At 66.5% G+C, this 19,156-nt stretch carries 16 protein-coding genes and 1 pseudogene; 11 read left to right on the top strand and 6 right to left on the bottom strand.

Annotated features, from left to right (window positions below; all coding sequences use genetic code 11):
• Positions 1-21: 21 nt before the first annotated feature.
• Positions 22-360 carry a hypothetical protein gene (locus P5W98_RS15130; RefSeq protein ID WP_421025486.1) on the bottom strand — a complete coding sequence of 113 codons (339 nt, stop codon included), beginning with the start codon at positions 358-360 and terminating at the stop codon, positions 22-24.
• Positions 361-605: 245 nt separating this feature from the next.
• On the opposite strand from P5W98_RS15130, the gene P5W98_RS15125 reads away from it, so the two are divergent.
• The 4 genes from P5W98_RS15125 to P5W98_RS15110 all read left to right on the top strand — a co-directional run bounded on the left by P5W98_RS15125 (position 606) and on the right by P5W98_RS15110 (position 5,848).
• A complete protein-coding gene (locus P5W98_RS15125) occupies positions 606-947 on the top strand; it encodes a DUF2946 domain-containing protein (RefSeq protein WP_421025487.1) in 342 nt (113 codons plus the stop codon).
• A 242-nt stretch (positions 948-1,189) separates the two neighbouring features.
• Positions 1,190-3,589, top strand: coding sequence for a TonB-dependent receptor (locus tag P5W98_RS15120; RefSeq protein ID WP_421025488.1), 2,400 nt, complete (start codon positions 1,190-1,192; stop codon positions 3,587-3,589).
• 107 nt (positions 3,590-3,696) lie between these two features.
• Positions 3,697-5,280 (top strand): PepSY-associated TM helix domain-containing protein, encoded by a 1,584-nt coding sequence (locus tag P5W98_RS15115; protein WP_421025489.1) that lies wholly within the window; start codon positions 3,697-3,699, stop codon positions 5,278-5,280.
• A gap of 214 nt (positions 5,281-5,494) precedes the next feature.
• On the top strand, positions 5,495-5,848 hold the full coding sequence (locus P5W98_RS15110; RefSeq protein WP_421025490.1) for a hypothetical protein: 354 nt from the start codon (positions 5,495-5,497) through the stop codon (positions 5,846-5,848).
• A gap of 26 nt (positions 5,849-5,874) precedes the next feature.
• On the opposite strand, the gene P5W98_RS15105 is transcribed toward P5W98_RS15110, so the two are convergent.
• Together P5W98_RS15105 and P5W98_RS15100 are read right to left on the bottom strand one after the other, a co-directional pair.
• Entirely contained in the window at positions 5,875-6,585 is a 711-nt protein-coding gene (locus P5W98_RS15105) for an SDR family NAD(P)-dependent oxidoreductase (RefSeq protein WP_421025491.1), read from the bottom strand.
• Positions 6,586-6,654: 69 nt separating this feature from the next.
• A complete protein-coding gene (locus P5W98_RS15100; protein ID WP_421027007.1) occupies positions 6,655-7,569 on the bottom strand; it encodes a sterol desaturase family protein in 915 nt (304 codons plus the stop codon).
• 265 nt (positions 7,570-7,834) lie between these two features.
• On the opposite strand from P5W98_RS15100, the gene P5W98_RS15095 reads away from it, so the two are divergent.
• The 4 genes from P5W98_RS15095 (at position 7,835) to P5W98_RS15080 (ending at position 12,110) form a co-directional block, all read left to right on the top strand.
• Positions 7,835-8,803, top strand: a complete 969-nt coding sequence (locus P5W98_RS15095) for a hypothetical protein (RefSeq protein WP_421025492.1) — start codon at positions 7,835-7,837, stop codon at positions 8,801-8,803.
• A gap of 278 nt (positions 8,804-9,081) precedes the next feature.
• Positions 9,082-9,795: a response regulator gene (locus tag P5W98_RS15090; RefSeq protein WP_213302789.1), complete on the top strand. Its 714-nt coding sequence runs from the start codon at positions 9,082-9,084 to the stop codon at positions 9,793-9,795.
• 14 nt (positions 9,796-9,809) lie between these two features.
• Complete coding sequence (locus P5W98_RS15085; protein ID WP_421025493.1) at positions 9,810-11,150, top strand: ATP-binding protein; 1,341 nt, start codon at positions 9,810-9,812, stop codon at positions 11,148-11,150.
• A 198-nt stretch (positions 11,151-11,348) separates the two neighbouring features.
• A complete protein-coding gene (locus tag P5W98_RS15080) occupies positions 11,349-12,110 on the top strand; it encodes a DUF4410 domain-containing protein (protein WP_421025494.1) in 762 nt (253 codons plus the stop codon).
• Position 12,111: 1 nt separating this feature from the next.
• Here the strand turns inward: P5W98_RS15080 and hpnR are convergent, their stop codons facing one another.
• Positions 12,112-13,656, bottom strand: coding sequence for a hopanoid C-3 methylase HpnR (gene hpnR / locus P5W98_RS15075; protein WP_421025495.1), 1,545 nt, complete (start codon positions 13,654-13,656; stop codon positions 12,112-12,114).
• Between the two features lie 376 nt (positions 13,657-14,032).
• On the opposite strand from hpnR, the pseudogene P5W98_RS15070 reads away from it, so the two are divergent.
• Positions 14,033-14,647: pseudogene (locus P5W98_RS15070) on the top strand (uracil-DNA glycosylase family protein); the annotation flags it as partial.
• Positions 14,648-15,037, top strand: a complete 390-nt coding sequence (locus tag P5W98_RS15065; RefSeq protein WP_421042731.1) for a DUF488 domain-containing protein — start codon at positions 14,648-14,650, stop codon at positions 15,035-15,037.
• Between the two features lie 60 nt (positions 15,038-15,097).
• Here the strand turns inward: P5W98_RS15065 and P5W98_RS15060 are convergent, their stop codons facing one another.
• Complete coding sequence (locus P5W98_RS15060; RefSeq protein WP_421025496.1) at positions 15,098-15,319, bottom strand: hypothetical protein; 222 nt, start codon at positions 15,317-15,319, stop codon at positions 15,098-15,100.
• A gap of 467 nt (positions 15,320-15,786) precedes the next feature.
• The gene (locus P5W98_RS15055) at positions 15,787-16,395 is read right to left on the bottom strand and encodes a universal stress protein (protein WP_421042685.1); all 609 of its coding nucleotides are present in this window, start codon (positions 16,393-16,395) and stop codon (positions 15,787-15,789) included.
• Positions 16,396-16,707: 312 nt separating this feature from the next.
• Here P5W98_RS15055 and P5W98_RS15050 point away from each other — a divergent pair, with 312 nt between their 5' ends.
• Positions 16,708-19,134, top strand: a complete 2,427-nt coding sequence (locus tag P5W98_RS15050) for a phosphoketolase family protein (RefSeq protein ID WP_421025498.1) — start codon at positions 16,708-16,710, stop codon at positions 19,132-19,134.
• Positions 19,135-19,156: the final 22 nt, after the last annotated feature.

The raw sequence follows: 19,156 nt of genomic DNA, 5'->3' as shown, positions 1-19,156 counted from the left end.
CAAACCCGCCGCGCTGCGGGTTCAAACGTGCTTCTGAAGAAACGCGGGGGGTGTGGGCTGCGCCTGCGCGGGGCAATCGCCTTGCAGATTGCGCACGCACCACTGGCGCAGCACGCTTGCCTCCAGCGGGCAGCCGATGGGGCTGTGCGGCGTTGCATGCGTGCGCGCTTCGAGACGCAGCGCATACCCGTCGGGCAATTCGATGCCGCAACGGGGCGTCCGCACGCCGATCTCGCGCGGGTGCGGTGCAGCGTTCAGCGCCGCGGCGTCATCAGGACGAGGCGCGCGCACGCCGCAAGGTTCGGCGGTGCGGGCCATCCATCTCAGGCTGGGCGCCTGGCGCATTGAAAAGACGGGCATGATCGTTCGCCGCGCAAAAGGCGGCGCCATAAGCGTTACAGACAGCGACCATGGTCGCTCACTGCCCCGATGCGAGCCATAGAACGCCTTCGAAAACGCCGCATCGGCCCGATTTCCGCACTCGATACGCCACGGCTTATGACCATCTTCAGCGTGCCGTCGGGGGCCCGCAATGCGCGCGCGTCGTGGTAGACTGCGCCGCGCATTTCGTTCGCTCCGTCATGAATCCACGCAAGCACAAACTATTGACCACATGGCTTGGCCTCGTCGCCATGTGGCTCATCGTGCTCGCGCCGCTCGTGAGTCAGCTGGTTGCCGCGCACTACGCGCACGTGCCTGACGCCGCGCTCTGCTCGGCGATCCAGCCGGCTTCCGGCGAGCCGCATCTTTCGCATGCCGATGCATTCGGCGCGTGCGGATACTGCGATCTGCTCGAACATCATGTCGCGATGCCGGGTGTTCCTTTGCCCGAGCCGTCGCGCGCACTCGTGGCGACGCTCGATCGCGTCGCGCCGCTCTCCACCCGCCACACGCCGTTCGGCGCCTTCCCTTCAGGCAGGCCGCGCGATCCCCCGTTCGTTTCCTGAGCCCAGCCGTCACCGGCCACCGGTTCGCGTTTTTCCCGCACTCACACTCACGCTTCGCCGCTGCCTGCGCGGATCCATGACAAAGGCGCCCGCGCCTGCGTTGCCGCTCGCAACGGCAGCGCACGTCGCCGTGTGTGCGTTCAAACGCGCGCTTCGATACGCGCAGCACGCGCCATCCCGCTCGCGGCGAAAGGCGTAGCGCTCACGTGGCCGCACGTTCATCGCATTTGGGAAACTTCGTTATGTTCACGCCCGCTCCGCGCGGCGCGCGCATTCGCACGCACCTGCATGCGCGCCCTCGCACGCCCGTCAAACCCTGGTTCAAGTCGTATTTCAAGCCACGTTTCAAGCCACCGTCTGGTCTCGTGCCGCTATCGTTGCTTGCATCGCTCGCGCCTGCTGCATCGTTCGCGGCCACGGACGAAGCCACGTTGCCCACCGTCACCGTGAGCGCCACGAGCAGCAGCACGAGCGCCGCCGCTACGCCCGCCGTCGATCCAAACCTGCCGGCCACACTGGAGACTGTCACGCCGCAGCAGTTCGGCCACTGGAGCGTCGTCAACACCGAGGACGTGCTCAAGTACATGCCGAACCTCGCGGTGCGCAAGCGCTTCATCGGCGACCTCAATTCGATCATCGCCGTGCGTGGTACGAGCAATACGCAAAGCGCGCGCGGCCTCGTCTATGCCGATGGCCTGCTGGTGTCGAATTTGCTCGGCAACGGCTACGCTTTCCCGCCGCGCTGGTCGATGGTGTTTCCCGACCAGATCCAGCAGGTGGACGTGATCTACGGACCCTATTCGGCGCTCTACGCAGGCAACTCGCTCGGCGCCACGGTGCTGATCACGACGCGCATGCCGAAGCAGTTCGAAGCCACCGCCGACGTCAAGGCGTTCACGCAACACTTCAGCCTCTACCGCGTGAACCAGAATTTCAACGGCAGCGAGATGAGCGCCTCGGTGGGCGACACGATCGGCAAGTTCTCGTACCTGCTCGGCGTCAATCACCTCGAGAACACGAGCCAGCCGCTGCAGTTCGCCACGCTCGCGCAGTCGAAAACACCCGCGAAGCCCGGCGCCATTCCCGTGCACGGCGCGGACTTCTACAACAACCAGACCAACGTGCCCACGGCAGTGCTGGGCGTGAGCGGAGAAGGCATCGAGCACACGGTCCAGGAGCAGCTCAAGCTGCGCATGCAATACGACTTCACGCCCACCGTGCGGGGCGGCGTGACGCTCGGCTACTGGCACCGCACCTACGACAGCCAGACCTCGACCTTCCTCTACGACGCCAACGGCAACCCGGTGTACAGCGGCAAGGTTTCGATAGACGGCTACGAGTACAACATCCCGGCGGCAGCGCTCGCGCCCAGCCGCGGCGCGAGCGAAAACTGGCTCTATGGCGTCTCGCTGCGCACACATCAGGCGAGCGGCTGGAACGCCGAGGCCATTGCTTCGTACTACGACGTGAGCAATAGCGTCGCGCGCAACGCCAATGCCGGCGGCGCCGGCGACGGCCCTGGTACGATGACGCTCGGCGACGGGACCGGTTGGAAGACGCTCGACCTCAAGGCAACATGGACGCCCAGGCGGCCCGATGCGGGCCTCGCGGCACACTGGCTCAGCTTCGGCTACCACTACGACAACTATTTCACCGACAACCAGACCTGGAACACGCTCGCCTGGCGCGATGGCGGCGCGAGCAGCTTCGCCAACGCGTTCGCGGGCAAGACCGGCACGCAAGCGTTCTACACGCAAGACGCGTGGCGCCTCATGCCGCGCTGGAAGCTCGTCGTTGGCGCGCGCTACGAAGATTGGCGCGCCTATGACGGCCATCAAGCGCTCGGTGCATCGAGCGCACCCTATCCGGACGCAGGCGATCATCACGTCTCGCCGAAGGCCTCGCTGTCGTTGGACGTCACCGACGACCTCACGCTGCGCGCCTCCATTGCACGCGCGTATCGCTTCCCTACCGTGAGCGAACTGTTCCAGGGGCAGGTCAACGGCTCGTCCATTGTCAATAACAATCCGAACCTGCGCCCCGAGGACGATCTCTCGAAGGAACTCACCGCCGAATGGGCACACTGGAATGGCCTATGGCGTTTCACGATCTTTCAGGATGACGTAAAGAACACGATCTTCAGCCAGACCGACACCATGGTGATTCCGAACGTGACGAGCTTCCAGAACATCGGCAAGGTACGCTCGCGCGGCGTGGAGACGAGCTATCAGGGGCAGGACGTGATCTGGCAAGGCCTCGACCTTGCTGCAAACGTGGCGTACACGCAGTCGAAGATTCTCGAAAACGCGCAGAACCCGGCGAGCGTGGGCAAGTACTTCTACCGGATTCCGCTTTGGCGCGCGAATCTCATCGCGACTTACCGCTTCGATGCGAAGAGCGCGTTCACGCTCGCAGCCCGCTATTCTGGCCGCCAGTACAACACGCTCACCAACGCCGACACCAACCCGAACGTGTTCGGCGGCACGAGCACGTACACGGTCGCCGACATCAAATACACGTTCCGGCCCACGAAGAAGAGCGAGATTGGCGTGGGCATCGACAACCTGTTCGACGCGCGCTACTTCGTCTATCACCCGTATCCGGGCCGCACATATTACGTCGGGGCGAAGCTCGGGCTGTGAGCGAACGCATGCAATCGCCATTGCCGCACTCGCGGCTTCAATCACCATCACTGCTGGTCCAACGCTGCGCCCATGGCGACGCACCACCGGACCACAAGGAGCACCCGATGTCCGCCACGCTGCCTGCCTCCGCCACGCGCGTCGCCCGTACTGCCGGCGCCGTTCATCCAGGGTATCGCACGCTATGGCGCTGGCATTTCTATGCCGGCCTGTTCGTCATGCCGTTTCTGATCGTGCTCGCTATCACCGGCACGATCTATTGCTTCCAGCCGCAGATCGAGCCGCTGCTGTATCCGCACCGGCTCGTGGTCGCGCCCGCCGCGACGCCGCGCCTGCCCGCCGATGCCTTGCTCGCGCGTGCGCGAGACGCGATGCCGCCGGGCGCGCGCATGTTGCGCGCGCATGTCGAAGCGAATCCCGCACGCAGCGCGGAGTTTGTTTTCGCGCGCGCCGGCGGCGTCAAGGAGAGCGTCTATGTGAACCCGTACAGCGGCGAAGTGCTCGGCTCGCTCGACGTGGAAAGCCGCTTCATGCAGATGGACCGCATGCTGCACCGCAAGCTGCTGCTCGGCAAAACTGGCGAACTGCTGATGGAACTGGCCGCTTGCTGGACGCTCGTGATGATCGTCACCGGCGTCGCGCTTTGGTGGCCACGGCAGTCGCGCGCGCTGGGGGCCGCAGGGGAAACGTCGAACACCGCGTCGGGTGGGGGCACCGGTTTGGCAACGATACGCGCGGCGCTGTGGCCGCGCTTCGGCGCAACGGGCCGGCCGTTCTGGAAGAGCGTGCACAGCACCATCGGCATCTGGCTTGCGGTGGGCGCGCTCTTGTTCGTCGTGAGCGGCCTGCCGTGGACGGGCTCGTGGGGCAAACAGTTCAAGGCGCTCGCAACCCGCGCAAGTCTCGGTGCGCCGCGCGGCGCATGGGGTGGGGGCCTGCCGTTGCAATCGACGCTGCAGGGTGGGCAAAATGCGGCGCGAAGCACGGCGCATGCAGCGCCCGGCAGCCACGCCGATCACGCGGGCCACGACATGGCGTCGATGCCTGGCATGGTGATGGACGACCTGCCGCTGCCCAACGTGCCATGGGCCGTGGGCGCGGTCCCGGTGCCGCAGTCGCCCGGCGCGCGCACGCAGCCCGTCTCGCGTTGGACGCTCGACCAGGTGATCGCGCAAATGCGTAAGCTCGGCGTGCAGAGCGGTTACGACGTCGCGCTGCCCGCCACGGCAACGGGTGTCTACGTCGTTTCGTACTTTCCCGCGGACCCGCAAGAGGAGCGCACGGTTTATATCGACCAGTACAGCGGCAAGGTGCTCAAGGACATCGGCTACGGCGATTACGGCGTGGTCTCGCAGGCTGTTGCGTATGGCACGTCGCTGCATATGGGCCGCTACTTCGGCCTTGCGAACCAGTTGATTTGCGCGGCGATCTCGCTCGGGCTCGCGGCGCTTGCCGTCACTGGCTTCGTCATGTGGTGGCTGCGTCGCCCTGCCCGCCCGGCCAACTCGTCACGCACGGCCGGTGGACTCGGCGCGCCTTCGCGCGAGCGCGCCGCGCCGCCCATGCGTGCCTGGAGGGCCGGTCTCGCCATGCTCGGCGTGATCTTTCCGCTGATGGGCGCGACGATCGTGGCCGTATGGGTGCTCGATCGGCTCGCTTTCGGCCGCACGAACACTCTTTCGTCTTCCTGACGAGTGGTCGTCGCAGGAGGGCTGCGCGACCGCCATGCCCCACTCGCCACGGGCGCGCCAAATCTCATTTGAGCGATGTCAGGCGTGCTGCGGTAATCTGAGGACACAATTGCTCTTGATCCCCGTCCGCAATCGGGTGTCAAAGCAGTATCGAGGCCTTGCATGAAATCAGGGCGTGCAGTTTTGCTCCGGCCCCGATCGTCAGGAGACCACTGTGTTCCGGCTCATTTTCGCATTGGCGATGGCTGCGACGCTTGCAGGATGCGTCGCGCCTTACCCCGGGTATCCCGGCTATTACGATTCCACATATGGCTATGGCTACTCTTATCCCTACGCTTACGGTTACCCCTATGGCGGCTACCCCGCTTACTACTACGGGCCTAGCTTTGGCTTCGCCTACTGGGGCGGATGCTGCTACCCGTACCACGGCTGGCACGGTGGCTGGCATGGCGGCGGTTGGCACGGTGGAGGCTGGCACGGAGGCGGCGGTGGCTGGCACGGCGGTGGTGGAGGCTGGCACGGCGGCGGCACCTGGCAAGGCGGCGGTGGACACGGCGGCCGGCACTAGCCCCGCGTCACCCAGTGCGAACCCCGTCATACCCGCCCATTCACGGCAATCTCCGCGCCCGTCACCGCGCTGGCGCCCGGGGAAAGCAGAAACGCAATCACCGCCGCGATTTCATCGGGCTGCACCCAGCGCGTGAAATCGGCGTCGGGCATCTCGGCGCGGTTTTGCGGCGTGTCGATGATGCTCGGCAAAATCGCATTGACGGTCACGCGCTGGTCCTTGAGTTCCTCGGCCAGCGCCTCGGTAAGCCGCGCCACACCCGCCTTCGATGCCGCGTAGGCGCCCGTGCCGAGCCCGGCCTTGCGCCCCGCGCCCGCACCGATGTTCACGATGCGTCCAGCACCCCGCGCGAGCAGATGCGGCAGGGCCGCCTTCGACGCATTGAGCGCCGTCTTCACGTTCAGATCGAACATCAGGTCCCACGTGCGCACGTCGCCATCGGCGATCGTCTCCCAGCGGAACGCACCCGCGATGTTGACGAGCGCATCGAGACCGCCCAGCGCCTGGCTTGCCGTCTCCAGCGCCTGCTTCGCCGCCGCCGCGTCGACGAGGTCGATGCCGCCGATGCGCACCGCCTGGGCCAGCGCCGCGGGCCAGGCGTCATCGCCGGGCGCCGCGCCCCGACCGATCAGCGCCACGCGCGCGCCGCGCGCCGCGAGATATTGCGCGCTCGCCATGCCAAGGCTGCCGAATCCGCCGGTGACCGCCACCGCCTTGCCCTTCACTGAGTCTTCCATGTTGAGTTCCTGCGAGTCGTGGGTTCGGCTCATGCCGAACCCTAGGTTGGACATTCCGGCAGCAGCGTATCAGAGGCGCGACTCGGGCTGCGCCGCCGCCAGGCTGCGCCTGCGCAGCGCCTCCGTGGTTTCGCCCGTGCCATCCGCACGCCAGCCCGGCGGCAGGATCATGTGGCGCACGGCGGTCCACCAGTCGGGCGCGGCGGCGATGTCACGCGCGAGGCTCGTCCAGTGCTCGAACTCGACCACGAACGGATTGCGCGAGCGCGTGGGCGTGACGAGCCCGTAGCGGCATGGCTCGTCGGCGCGCTCTGGCACATAGGTGCCGAACAGGCGGTCGAACACGATCAGCACGCCGCCATAGTTCGCATCGAGGTAATCGACATTGGACGCATGATGCACGCGATGCGCCGAAGGCGTATTGAACACGTATTCGAGCCAGCCGAGCTTCGGCATCCAGGTGTTGTGCAGCCAGAACTGATAAAGCAGGTTGAACGAGAGCATCGCGACCGCAATCTCGGGGCGCACGCCGAGCCAGACGAGCGGCGCGAAGAACACGACTGGACCGGCGAGCTTGCTGGTCCATCCGAGGCGATACGCGGACGACAGCGTCAGTTGATTGGGCGAATGGTGGACCGCGTGCGATGCCCAAAAAAAGCGCATGCGGTGCGAGGCGCGGTGATAGCAGTAATAGCAGAATTCCTGGCCGACGAAGATGAGCAGCACGAGCAGGACGTTATCGATCGTGAGCGTGAAAAGCCGGTGCGCCCACGCGAAATGAAACACCGGCGCGGCGAGCGAAACTGGCAGAAGCGCGAACAGTTTTCGTCCGACGAGATCGGCGAGCGAGAGCCAGACTTCGGACCAGTCGAATGGGACCTGGCCGTTACAGCGTTTGCGAAACGCAAGCACCCCGGCCTCGATCAGCGAGGCCGCGACGATAAGGAGCGTTACGTATGACGAAATTTTTCCTGTGGAGAGCATGGTAAGCAGTGTGCGAATGAAAGCGCATGGCGCGATGTTGGAAAGGACGCGTCGCTCGCTGCTGCCCTGCGTGTCGCGTCGGATGAAGCGCACTTTAAAAGCGCCGGACGCCGAGAACCACTCACAAATTATGTCGCCGCATGTCGCGCGCGCACGGTGTAACACCGCGACATGGTTTTGCACGAGACTCGCGGCAGGGACCGCCCTATAGTTCGTTCCGCTGACACGCCGATGCGTGCACCGAACCGAACCGCAAGGATCCCAAATGAAATCGCTGACCCGCTCTCTCCTCGCCGCCTCCCTCCTCGCCCTCGCCAGCGCACCGGCTTTCGCGGGCTGGGCGGCCCACGGCACCGCCTACACGCCGCACGGCGCCTATAACGGCGCGCACTATGCCTCGTGCGGCGGCGGCAGTTGCTCGCATGCGGGCGGCGTGGTCGGCCCATGGGGCGGCCTCGCCACCAATACCGGGACCGTCACGCGCACCGCGCCGGGGCAGTTCTCCAACACCGGCACGGCAGTCGGCCCGAACGGGCGTTCGGTCGAGCATGCCGGCGACACGAGCTGCGCCGGCGGCACCTGCTCGCACACTGGCACGATGTCGGGCGAGGACGGCCGCAGCGCATCGACCTCGGGCAGCGTGACGCGCACCGCGCCGGGCCAGTATTCGTCGAATGGCACGATCACGGCCGCGAACGGCAATAGCATTAGCCACAGCGCTTCGACGAATTGTGCGGGCTCGACCTGCTATCGCTCGGGCACGGACACCGGCACGGCGGGTGGCACGGTTACGCACTCGGGCAGCGCCACCCGCGTCGCGCCGGGAGTAGTGACGACGTCGGGCGGGTCTACCGTCGTTCGGGAAGGCACGGTTGTGACCGGTGGCGCTACGGTCGTCCAGGGCGGGGGCGCGGTTGCAGTGGCACCGGCTCCGGTGGTCGTCGCGCCGGCGCCCACGACCAGCGCGGTCTACGTGGCCCCGCCGCCCGCGCAGAACACTGTCGTCGTCGCTCAGGCGCCCAAGACCGTGTATGTTGCGCCCCCGCCGCCCAAGCCCGTGTATGTCGCGCCGCCCGCACCCAAAGTCGTCTACGTCGCGCCGCCTGCGCCAAAGGTCGTGTATGCCGCCCGCCCGCTACCGCGCGCCGTCTACGTTGCGCCCGCGCGGCGCGGCGCGATCTGGGTGCCGGCTCACTGGGCTGGCGGCGTATGGGTGCCCGCGCACTGGGCCTGATTGACGACCTGATTAACGACCTGAGGGATGGCCTGATCAGCAACCGCGCCTCGCGCTAACGCGCAACGCCCGTTCGCGCCGACGTGCGCGGTGTGGCCCGCCGCGCACAAGCGCGCGGACCACCCCTGAACGTTCGCGAGGCGACGTTCGGGCCGCGCCAACTCGCCTAATATCGTAGAAGCCGGCGCGGTCCGGTAGCACCCCTGATCATTGCGCTCCGGCCACACGCCGGATGCTTCGAAACATCGGCGCACCGCAACCACCGCAGGAGGCGGTCCATGGAGCAGGCAAACCGGATTCTCGTTCTCGACGACGAAGCCGAGCTGCGCAACATGCTGCAGCGCTTCCTGAGCGGGCATGGCTTCGAAGTGCGCGCCGTCGCCGACGGCAAGCGGCTCGACCGCATGCTGCAGCGCGAGCCCTACGACCTGCTGGTGCTCGATCTGATGATGGAGCCCGAGGACGGCCTGAGCGTCTGCCGCCGCCTGCGCGCGGAAGGCCACACACTGCCGATCCTGATGCTCACGGCCAAGGGCGACGCCGCCGACAAGGTGATCGGCCTCGAAACCGGCGCCGACGACTACCTCGCCAAGCCCTTTCTGCCCGACGAACTCGTCGCGCGCGTGAAAGCGTTGCTGCGCCGCCAGAAGATGGCCGCGGGCGACCCCACCGTCACGACGCAGCGGCTGCGCTTCGGCAGCTTCGTCTTCGACGTCGGCCAGCAAACGCTCCTGCGCGATGGCGTGCCCATCGAAATTCATTCGGCGCAGATGCTTCTGCTGCATGCGCTCGGCTCCTCGCCGAACCGCGCCGTGAGCCGCGAGAACCTGCTCGCGCGCGCACGCGGACGCGACCATGCCGCACTCGACCGCAGCGTCGACGTGCAGATCCTGCGGCTGCGCCAGATCGTCGAGGAAGATCCCGCCAAGCCGCGCTTCATCAAGACCGTCTGGGGTCTCGGCTACATGCTGGTGGCCGGCGTCGAGTCCTGAGCCCCGCGACGTTCATGCGCTGGCTGCCACGCTCGCTCCTCTCGCGCAACATCGCGCTGCTGGTGGCGCTCGTCGCGCTCACCCAGCTGTGCTCGTTCGGCGCGCTGCTGCATTTCGTGCAACGCCCGCGCATCGAGCGCGCCTCGATCATCTTCGCGGACTACGTCAAGCTGCTCGACAGCACGCTCGCCGCGTTGCCGCCCGCCGAAAGCCGCGCGAGCGCCGCGCGCCTGAACGAACACCGCACGGCCCCCGCCGCACACGTGGCGAACCTCGATCCGCCGGGCGCGAGTCTGCTCCATGTTTTCCAGACGTGGCAGCGCGACGTCTTCATCACGGCGCTTCAGCGCCACCTGCCCGCCGACATGCCCGTGCGCTGGGAATCATCAGACGAAGAGCGCCTCTGGATACGCATGCACGCGGCGGGCGAGCCCATTTGGGTTGCCTTGCCGATGAGCGCCGATGCGCGCGCCAGCGGCATCGCCGCGGCCATCGTGTTGTCGATCGGTCTCGCGCTGCTCGCGGCGTTCACGGGCTGGCTGATCCAGTTGCATCTGAACCGCCCCCTCGGCGATCTGGCGCACGCGGCGCGCCATGTCAGCGCCGGTGAAGCGCCCGCGCCGCTGCCCACCGACGGCCCGACCGAGATCGCCGAGGTCAGCCAGGCCTTCAATCAGATGACCGCCGCGCTGCAACAGGCCGATGCGACGCGTGCGCTGATGCTCGCGGGCGTGTCCCACGACATCCGCACACCGCTCACGAAACTGCGCCTCGCACTTGCGATGGCGCTGCCGCGCGGCACCAACGACAAGCTCGTAGACGCGGCCGAGGGTTATCTCGACCACATCGACACGATCCTCCAGCAGTTCATGGACTACGCGGGCAGCGGCGAGCGCGAAGCCCCGCAGCCAGGCGACCTCAACGCGCTCGCGGGCCAGCTCGTGGCCGACTTCGCGGGGCTCGGTCACGAATTCGACTTCGAGGAATGCGCGCTGCCCTGCTTCGCGTTCCGGCCCGTGGCCATCATGCGTCTCTTGATGAACCTGATGCAAAACGCCGTCGTCTACGGGCGCACGGGCCTGTGCGTGCGCACGTGGCAGGCGGACGGCCACGCTTGCGTGGCCATCTGCGACCGTGGCGGCGGCATCCGCGCCGAAGAACTGGAGCGGCTCAAAGCGCCCTTCAGCCGGGGCACCAACGCGCGCACCCACGCGGGCGGCACCGGCCTCGGGCTCGCCATCGTCGAACGCATCGCGCGGCAGCACGGCGGTTCGCTCACCTTCACCGACCGTGCGGGCGGTGGACTCGAAGCCGTGGTGAAGCTGCCGATTCACGACGCCGACGCGCGCCGATGACATCGAGCGACATAATTTGCGCGTGGCGCACCCACTGACTCCCCCGCATACTTGCGCCTGTGCCGAGTGACACGCGCTGCAACCTGAATAATCAGGCGAATGCAGGCAAGCCGCTCAGGCAGCCCTCACGAACCCATCACGATATTTCGATATCCTGATTAACCGTCGATATCGAATCCAGCATCCAGGCGACCCGACATGAATACGCTCTTCCCCTCCCTCCTCAACAAGACCCGCCGGTTCGCCGGCGCTGCGCTGTTCGCGGGCTCGCTGCTCGCGTCAGGCTGCGCCTCGGCTGCGAGCCCGCTGCAAGCCGCCGCTGCGCTGCCGCAAGTGCACGCCGAGGTCATCTACGTCTGCGCGTTCGAGATCTCGCCCGAACTCGTGAAGCTCGACAGCGGCATGGCGCAGCGGCTCAAGACGATGTCGAGCGGCGAGTCGTCGGCGCAGCAACAGCAGCAAGTGGCGCTCGCGGCGCGCGAAAAGCTGGCCGACGACATCGTCGCGCAGTTGCAGAAGATGGGGCTGCCCGCGGTGCGCGTCGACGGCCCCGTGCCGGCGGGCCGCGACGCCATCGTGGTCGAAGGCCGCATCGATACCGTCGATGCAGGCAGCCGCCGGCGCCGCGCGCTGATCGGACTCGGTGCGGGCAAGAGCGAAGTGGACGCCACCATCGCCGTGTCGTACCTGCCGGCGCATGGCGCGCCGCAATCGATCGCCACCTTCGAGACGAGCGCGAACAGCGGCTATATGCCCGGCATGGCGGAAACTGCGGGCGCGGGTGCGGCGGCGGGCCACCTTGCGGCATCGGCGGCGGCGGGCGCGGGACTGCACGGCGCCTGCGCATCGAAGCGCGACACGATTGCCGCCGACGCGGGCAAGCTCGCGAACTCGATCGCCAAGCAGCTCGCGCAGGCGGCCGCGCAATACGGCTGGGTGCCAGCCAGCAAGGCGGCGTGATTCAGCCCAAATCCATGCGGGTCTCGTCGACGAACTTCTCGGTGGCGTCGTCGATCTTGCGGCCGCGCCGCCCGGTCGGCCCGTGAATGTAGACCGTCTTCATGTCGACCCCGCGCTCGCCCATCGCGGCGGGCGGCGGCGTCATCTCGTAGCGCACCTCGCGCGCATGATCGGCGAGTTGCAGACGCGGATCGAACACCGAGTTGAACTTCCACAGCATGCGCACGAAATTGGTCTGGCCGCGCAGCAGCAGATGCATCGCCTGCCCCGCCGCGCCGCGAAACGCGGTCCAGCCCATGTGCTTGCGATTCAAAACCTGTTGCGTGCGCACCAGTTCCGCATAGAACTCGGGCAGCGGCAGCTTCGTTGGCACCACAGCATGCTGGATGTCGTAGAGCCGGTAGTCGAGGCTCGTCAGGCGCCGCGTCTCGTGTTGCCAGTTCTCCGTGCCCGGATACGGCGTGTTCACGCTGATGTTCACGATCTCCGGAATCTCCATGCACCACTGGCGTATCGTCTCGAAGCGGGCGTGGCCCCAGTCCGGGTCGGCAATCAGGTTGATCGCGACCGTAATGCCGAGCGAACGCGCGAACTCGAGCGCCTCGAAATTGCGGTCCAGACTGATGCGCTTGCGAAACGCCTTGAGGCCCTCGTCGTCGATGGCTTCGAGCCCGAGGAACATGTATTTCAGGCCGATCGCCTGCCACGCGCGGAACACCGCCTTGTTGCGCAGGAGCACGTCGCCGCGCGTCTCCAGGTAGTAGCGCTTCTGGATGCCGCGCCGGCGGATCCCATCGGCAATCGCCATGCCGTGCTCGGCGTGCACGAAGGCCACATCGTCGACGATAAAGACACCTGGTTCGCGCAGCGCCGCCAGTTCCTCCACCACGACCTCGGGACTGCGGGTGCGGTAGCTGCGCCCGTAGAAGGTCCACGCGCTGCAGAACGTGCAGTCCCACGGGCAGCCGCGCGCGAACTCGATCGAGGCGCACGGATCGAGCGTGCCGATGAAATATTTGCGCCGATGCCGCAACAGATCGCGCGCGGGCCGCACGGGATCGAGCTGCTCGACGAAGCGCGGCGGCGGACCCGATCCTTCGCGCGTCACCACGCCCGGCACTGCGAGCAGATCGCCGCCTTGCGCAACGGCTTCGAGCAGCGCATTGATCGACGCCTCGCCCTCGCCGCGCAGAATGCAGTCGATGGCGCCCTCACCGTGACGCAGCAGATCGTGCGCCGTGAACGAGACGCTGTGGCCGCCCACGAACACGAAGCATGCGGGCAGCGCGGCCTTCACAGCCCTGGAAAGATCGACGATCTCGGGAATGTTCGCCAGATAGTTGCCCGAGAAACAGAGCGCCTCGGGCTGCCAGTCGCGCACCATGCGCATCAGGTCGCGATGGGTTTGCACCTGCAGGTCGATGAGGCGCACCTCGTGTCCCGCATCGCGCGCCGTGCCGGCGACCGATTCGAGACCCAGCGGCTCGAGCCGAAGAAACACGCGCGTGTACATCAGCCCGCTCGGGTGGACGGCCAGCAATCTCATGAAGCCTCCTTGCGAAGCGCGCCTGCCCGAAGCGACGCACGACTCGTGCGATTCATGTGATTCGTGCAAACCTGGCGGGGCGCTCGCGGTGTCGTTCACGGTTCTCGTCGCGCCGGCGCGGCTCGAACGTGCGGCCAGCGCGTCCCTGACACTGCTGCTCCGTGCGAGTCTACGCGCCTTCGCGCAGCGGCGCTCGCGCTGTGCGCCGCCATCGTCCTTCATGCCCGCCGTGCCGACCGGCCGGGCCGGCACGCCCAGGCCACGAGGGGAGCACCGAGGTCAGCGCCGAGGTCAGCGCCGAGATAAGGACGATAGGCAGCGGCGCTTTGATAGACTGGAATTCCCGCACATTAATTCGTCGAAGCGCCGTCCCACCGTGCCGAATACCCGCTCGCTCCCGCGCCTGCTGACCGAAATCCGCGCTTGCCGCATCTGCGCCGACACGCTGCCGTTCGGTCCGCGTCCGGTGCTGCAAGCGAGCGCGAGCGCACGGCTCCTGATCGTGGGCCAGGCGCCCGGCGCGAAGGTCCATGCCTCGGGTATCCCATGGGACGACGCGAGCGGCGAGCGTCTGCGCGAATGGATGGGCATCGACGCCGAAACGTTCTACGACGCCGCGCGCATCGCCATTGTGCCGATGGGCTTTTGCTATCCGGGGCGCGGGGGCGGCGGCGATAACCCGCCGCGTCCCGAATGCGCTCCCCTCTGGCACACACGCCTGCTCCCGCTGATGCCCGACGTGCGCCTCACGCTGCTGGTCGGCCAGTATGCCCAGCGTTATTTTCTCGGCAGCCGCCGCAAGGGCTCGCTCACCGAAACCGTGGAAGCCTGGCGCGACTATGCCCCAGGCTTCGTGCCGCTGCCCCACCCCTCGCCGCGCAATACGCCGTGGCTCCAGCGGCATCCGTGGTTCGCGCGCGACGTGCTGCCCGCGCTGCGCGAGCGCGTTGCCGATGCGCTGTCGGTGCCGTCCCAGCAGACGAATGCCAAGATGCCTCACAAGGAGAAGTGCAACATGACCCTACCGGCGATCACCACCCAGCGTGTCTATGAACCGCTGCCCGAAGACAGACAGGCGTGCTTTCTGGTCGACCGGCTATGGCCGCGCGGCATGAGCAAGGAAAAACTCGCGGGCGTGACCTGGGCGAAGGACGTCGCGCCGAGCACGGAACTGCGCGAGTGGTTCCACAAAGACCCGGAACAGTGGGACGAATTCACGCGGCGCTACGTCGCCGAACTCGATGCAAACCATGCTGCGTGGGCGCCGCTTGCGAAGGCGAGCAAGGCGCAGCCGGTGGTGCTGCTGTTTAGTTCGCACAACACCGAAAACAACAACGCGACCGTGTTGCGTGACTATTTGATGAAGAAGCGGCGCAAATAAGGGCGCGCGCAATCCGAGTCGATTGGAATCGATCGGGATTCTGGAAAACCGCGCCGCCGGTTAGCGTGCGTCGAGATCGAAATCATGCCCGCTGCCTTGCGTCAGGCGCCGCAACAACTCCTTGCCGCGGGTCGTGAGGCGGGCGGCGCAGCCGTCGCCGACTTCGTCCATCTCCACGAGATGGTAGCGCTCGAGCGCCAGAAAATCGGAACCGAATGTTTGAAGCGGCGCATTGGCGTCGCGAATCAATAGCAGCGCCGCCAGTTCGTGATGACTGAGCATCGAATCTCTCCTGTTCAGGACTCACCGTGGAAACCAGCATAGCGAGCAAAACGTACAGTTTCGCTACAGTCGTGTTTCTTCTTGTTACCCATACAATCCACGCGCCGGAGGGGAAAATTCGCTGCGCGTTGCATGGTAGTTAAAGCGTGTTATGCATCCGATAAAAAATTAAATCGGATTCCTGATTGCATGCGGAGGTGAATGGCGGCACATAGGGCGTGCCTCCAACCAGCCGGGCGACCCAGCCGGATTGTCGCGCCGCCAGTTGCAAATGATAAAAGGGATGCCCGGCTCCGCGTGACCTACACGGGTGCAAGATTTGATCGAAATCGTATTTCGAGATATTTGCACCTCAGGCGGACACATTGAACCCGGGGCGCGCATCAATTTTTAGATGCGGATGCCAGCGCGGCGGCGGGCGCCGCCGCGCCCGCGCACCGCCCGCGAAAGCCGGCGTCAGACCGGTGTCAGGCCGCCTTCGGTTCCTCATCGCGCACCAGCATGACCGGGCGATCGGCCATGCGCAGGAACGATTCTGCGACGCTGCCGAGCAGCAGCCGCTTCACGCCCGACAAACCGCGCGTGCCCATCACGACGAGGTCCGCATCCTCTTCCGCGGCGATGCGGTAGATCACCGCCGCAATGTCCTCGCCCATCGCGTCGGCGGCGCGCGCCGTGCCCGACACGCCAACCTGCGCGAACACGGTTTTCGCCTCCTCGAGCGCGGCCGTGGCGAGATCGGCCTCGGCCCTTTGGCGCGTGGGCTCCTCCGCAAATCCCGTGCCGACATCGACGAGGCGCGCCGGATGCTGCACCACGCAAAGCGCCTGAACCGCGGCGCCCGTCGCCTGGGCGATTTTCACGGCCTCGTCGAGGGCGCGGCGTCCGCTGCGGCTGCCATCGACGGCTACCAGAATTTGTTTGTACATCATCACCTCCAGGGCAAGGCCCATGATGCGCGGCATCCGGCATGCGCGGCCCCGATCGCCGGGGCCGTGCGCGACGGCCTGCCCGCCGTTGCGTTGCGCGCGAGTGGCATGCGGGTTGCATGCGGGCTGCAGGGTTCGCTCGCGCAATCGAAAAACCGCGCTTTCGCGTGCTTTTCGTCCTTTATCGCCGTTACGCAGATGGGGACAAAAGCCCGCCTCGCGCTGTGTCGCAGTGTCGCTCTTCGGTCCCATGCAGCGCTTGCGTTTCGGGTCCTGGAAAGCGTTCACGAGATCCAGGGGAAACGCTGCCGCGCGATGCACGAGGGACGCATCATCCATGTTAGGCGCTCGACGCACGCACCGCGACCCGCGCGTGCGTACACGCGGAGGAAGCGTTCCCAGCGATCGTGGCACCATGATCGCCGCACGCTACCTCCCTTCGTCCGACAGGAGCATCGAATGAGTGCAATCCGCCCGTCCTCCCGTCCGCCGGTTTCCGACGAACTGTTGCAGCGCATGGACGCCTGGTGGCGCGCCGCCAACTATCTCTCGGTAGGCCAGATCTATCTGCTCGCCAATCCGCTGCTGCGCGAACCGCTGCAACTCGCGCACGTGAAGCCGCGCCTGCTCGGCCACTGGGGCACCACGCCCGGCCTCAATTTCCTCTATACGCACCTGAACCGCATCATCAACGAGCGCGATCTCGATCTGCTCTTCATCGCGGGGCCGGGGCATGGCGGGCCGGCCGTGGTTGCGAACACCTGGCTCGAAGGCACCTATAGCGAGACCTGGCCGAACGTGCCGCAGGACGCGGAAGGCATGGCCGCGCTGTTCAAGCAGTTCAGCTTTCCGGGCGGCATTCCGAGCCACGTTGCGCCGCAAACCCCGGGCTCGATCCACGAAGGCGGAGAGCTCGGTTACGCGCTGTCGCATGCCTATGGCGCGGTGTTCGACAATCCCGATCTGATCGCCGCGTGCGTAATCGGCGACGGCGAAGCCGAAACGGGGCCGCTCGCCACCTCGTGGCATTCCAACAAGTTCCTCAATCCGGTGACGGATGGCGCCGTGCTGCCGATCCTGCATCTGAACGGCTTCAAGATTGCCGGGCCGACCGTGCTCGCGCGCATCGGCGACGATGAGCTCGCCGCGCTGATGAAAGGCTATGGCTACGCGCCGATCTTCGTGGAAGCCGAGGATCCCGGCGTCGCGCACGGTCTGATGGCCGCGGCCTTCGACACCGCGTTCGACGAAATCGCGCGCATCCAGCAGCACGCGCGCAAGGCGGCCGAAGCCGATCCGCAAGCTCACATCGAGCGCCCCCGCTGGCCGATGATCGTGCTGCGCACGCCCAAGGGCTGGACCGGTCCGAAGAGCGTCGACGGCCTGAAGACCGAAGGCTCATGGCGCTCGCACCAGGTGCCGCTTGCGAACATCGCGAAGCCGGGCCATCTCGCGCTGCTCGAAGACTGGATGCGCAGCTACAAGCCCGAGGAACTGTTCGACGCACATGGCCGGCTCACGCCCGAGCTTGCCGCGCTCGCGCCGCGCGGCGAGCGCCGCATGAGCGCGAACCCGCGCACGAACGGCGGCGGCCGGGTGCGCGAACTGCGCGTGCCCGCCTTCGAGCGCCACGCGGTGGACGTGCCCGCGCCGGGCCAGGTGGACGCCGAAGCCACCCGCGTGATGGGCGCGTTCCTGCGCGAGGTGATGCGCGTGAATCTGCCCACGCGCAACTTCCGCATATTCGGCCCCGACGAAACCGCATCGAACCGCTGGGCCGATGTATTCGACGTGACGGCGCGCACGTGGCTGGCCGACACCACGCCCGACGACGTCCAGCTCGCGGCCGACGGCCGCGTCATGGAAATCCTGAGCGAACACACCTGCCAGGGCTGGCTCGAAGGCTATCTGCTCACGGGGCGCCACGGCTTCATGTCGTGCTACGAAGCGTTCATTCACATCGTCGATTCGATGTTCAACCAGCACGCCAAGTGGCTGAAGGTGATCCGCGAGATTCCGTGGCGGCGGCCCCTGCCCTCGCTCAATTACCTGCTGACCTCACACGTGTGGCGCCAGGACCATAACGGCTTCAGCCATCAAGACCCGGGCTTCATCGACTATGCGGTCAACAAGAAGGCCGACACCGTGCGCGTCTACCTGCCGCCCGACGCCAACACGCTGCTCGCCGTGACCGATCATGTGCTGCGCACGTGGAACCGCATCAACATTGTCGTGGCTGGCAAGCAGCCGCAACCGCAGTGGCTCGACATGGACGCGGCGATCCGCCATTGCGCGGACGGCATCGGCATCTGGCAATGGGCCAGCAACGACGAAGGCGGCGAGCCCGATGTGGTGATGGCCTGCGCCGGCGACGTGCCCACGCTCGAGACGCTCGCGGCGGTCGACCTGCTGCGCGGCTGGCTGCCCGATCTGAAGATGCGCGTGGTGAACGTGGTGGACCTGATGACGCTGGAGCCGGCAGACCGCCACCCGCACGGTCTCTCCGATGCCGACTTCAACGCGCTCTTCACCACGAGCCGGCCCGTGATCTTCGCGCATCACAGTTACCCGTCGCTGATCCATCGCCTGACTTACCGGCGCGCCAATCACGCGAACATCCATGTGCACGGTTTTATCGAGGAAGGCACGACGACCACGCCGTTCGACATGACGGTGATGAACAAGCTCGACCGCTACCACCTGTGCGAGGCCGTGATCGACCGTGTGGATGGGCTCGCGCAGCGCGCCGCGCATGTGCGGCAAACGCTGCACGACAAGCTTGCCGCGCACCGCCGCTACGTGGACGAGCATGGCGACGACATGCCCGAGATCCGCAACTGGCGCTGGCTGCGCGCGAGCGCCCCTTTGCCGGGCGGCAGCGACTGATGCCGCGCGCGGCGCACGGAAT

The organism is Paraburkholderia sp. A1BS-2L (assembly GCF_051125205.1).
Classification (GTDB): domain Bacteria; phylum Pseudomonadota; class Gammaproteobacteria; order Burkholderiales; family Burkholderiaceae; genus Paraburkholderia.
This window is presented reverse-complemented; position numbering and strand designations above follow the sequence as displayed.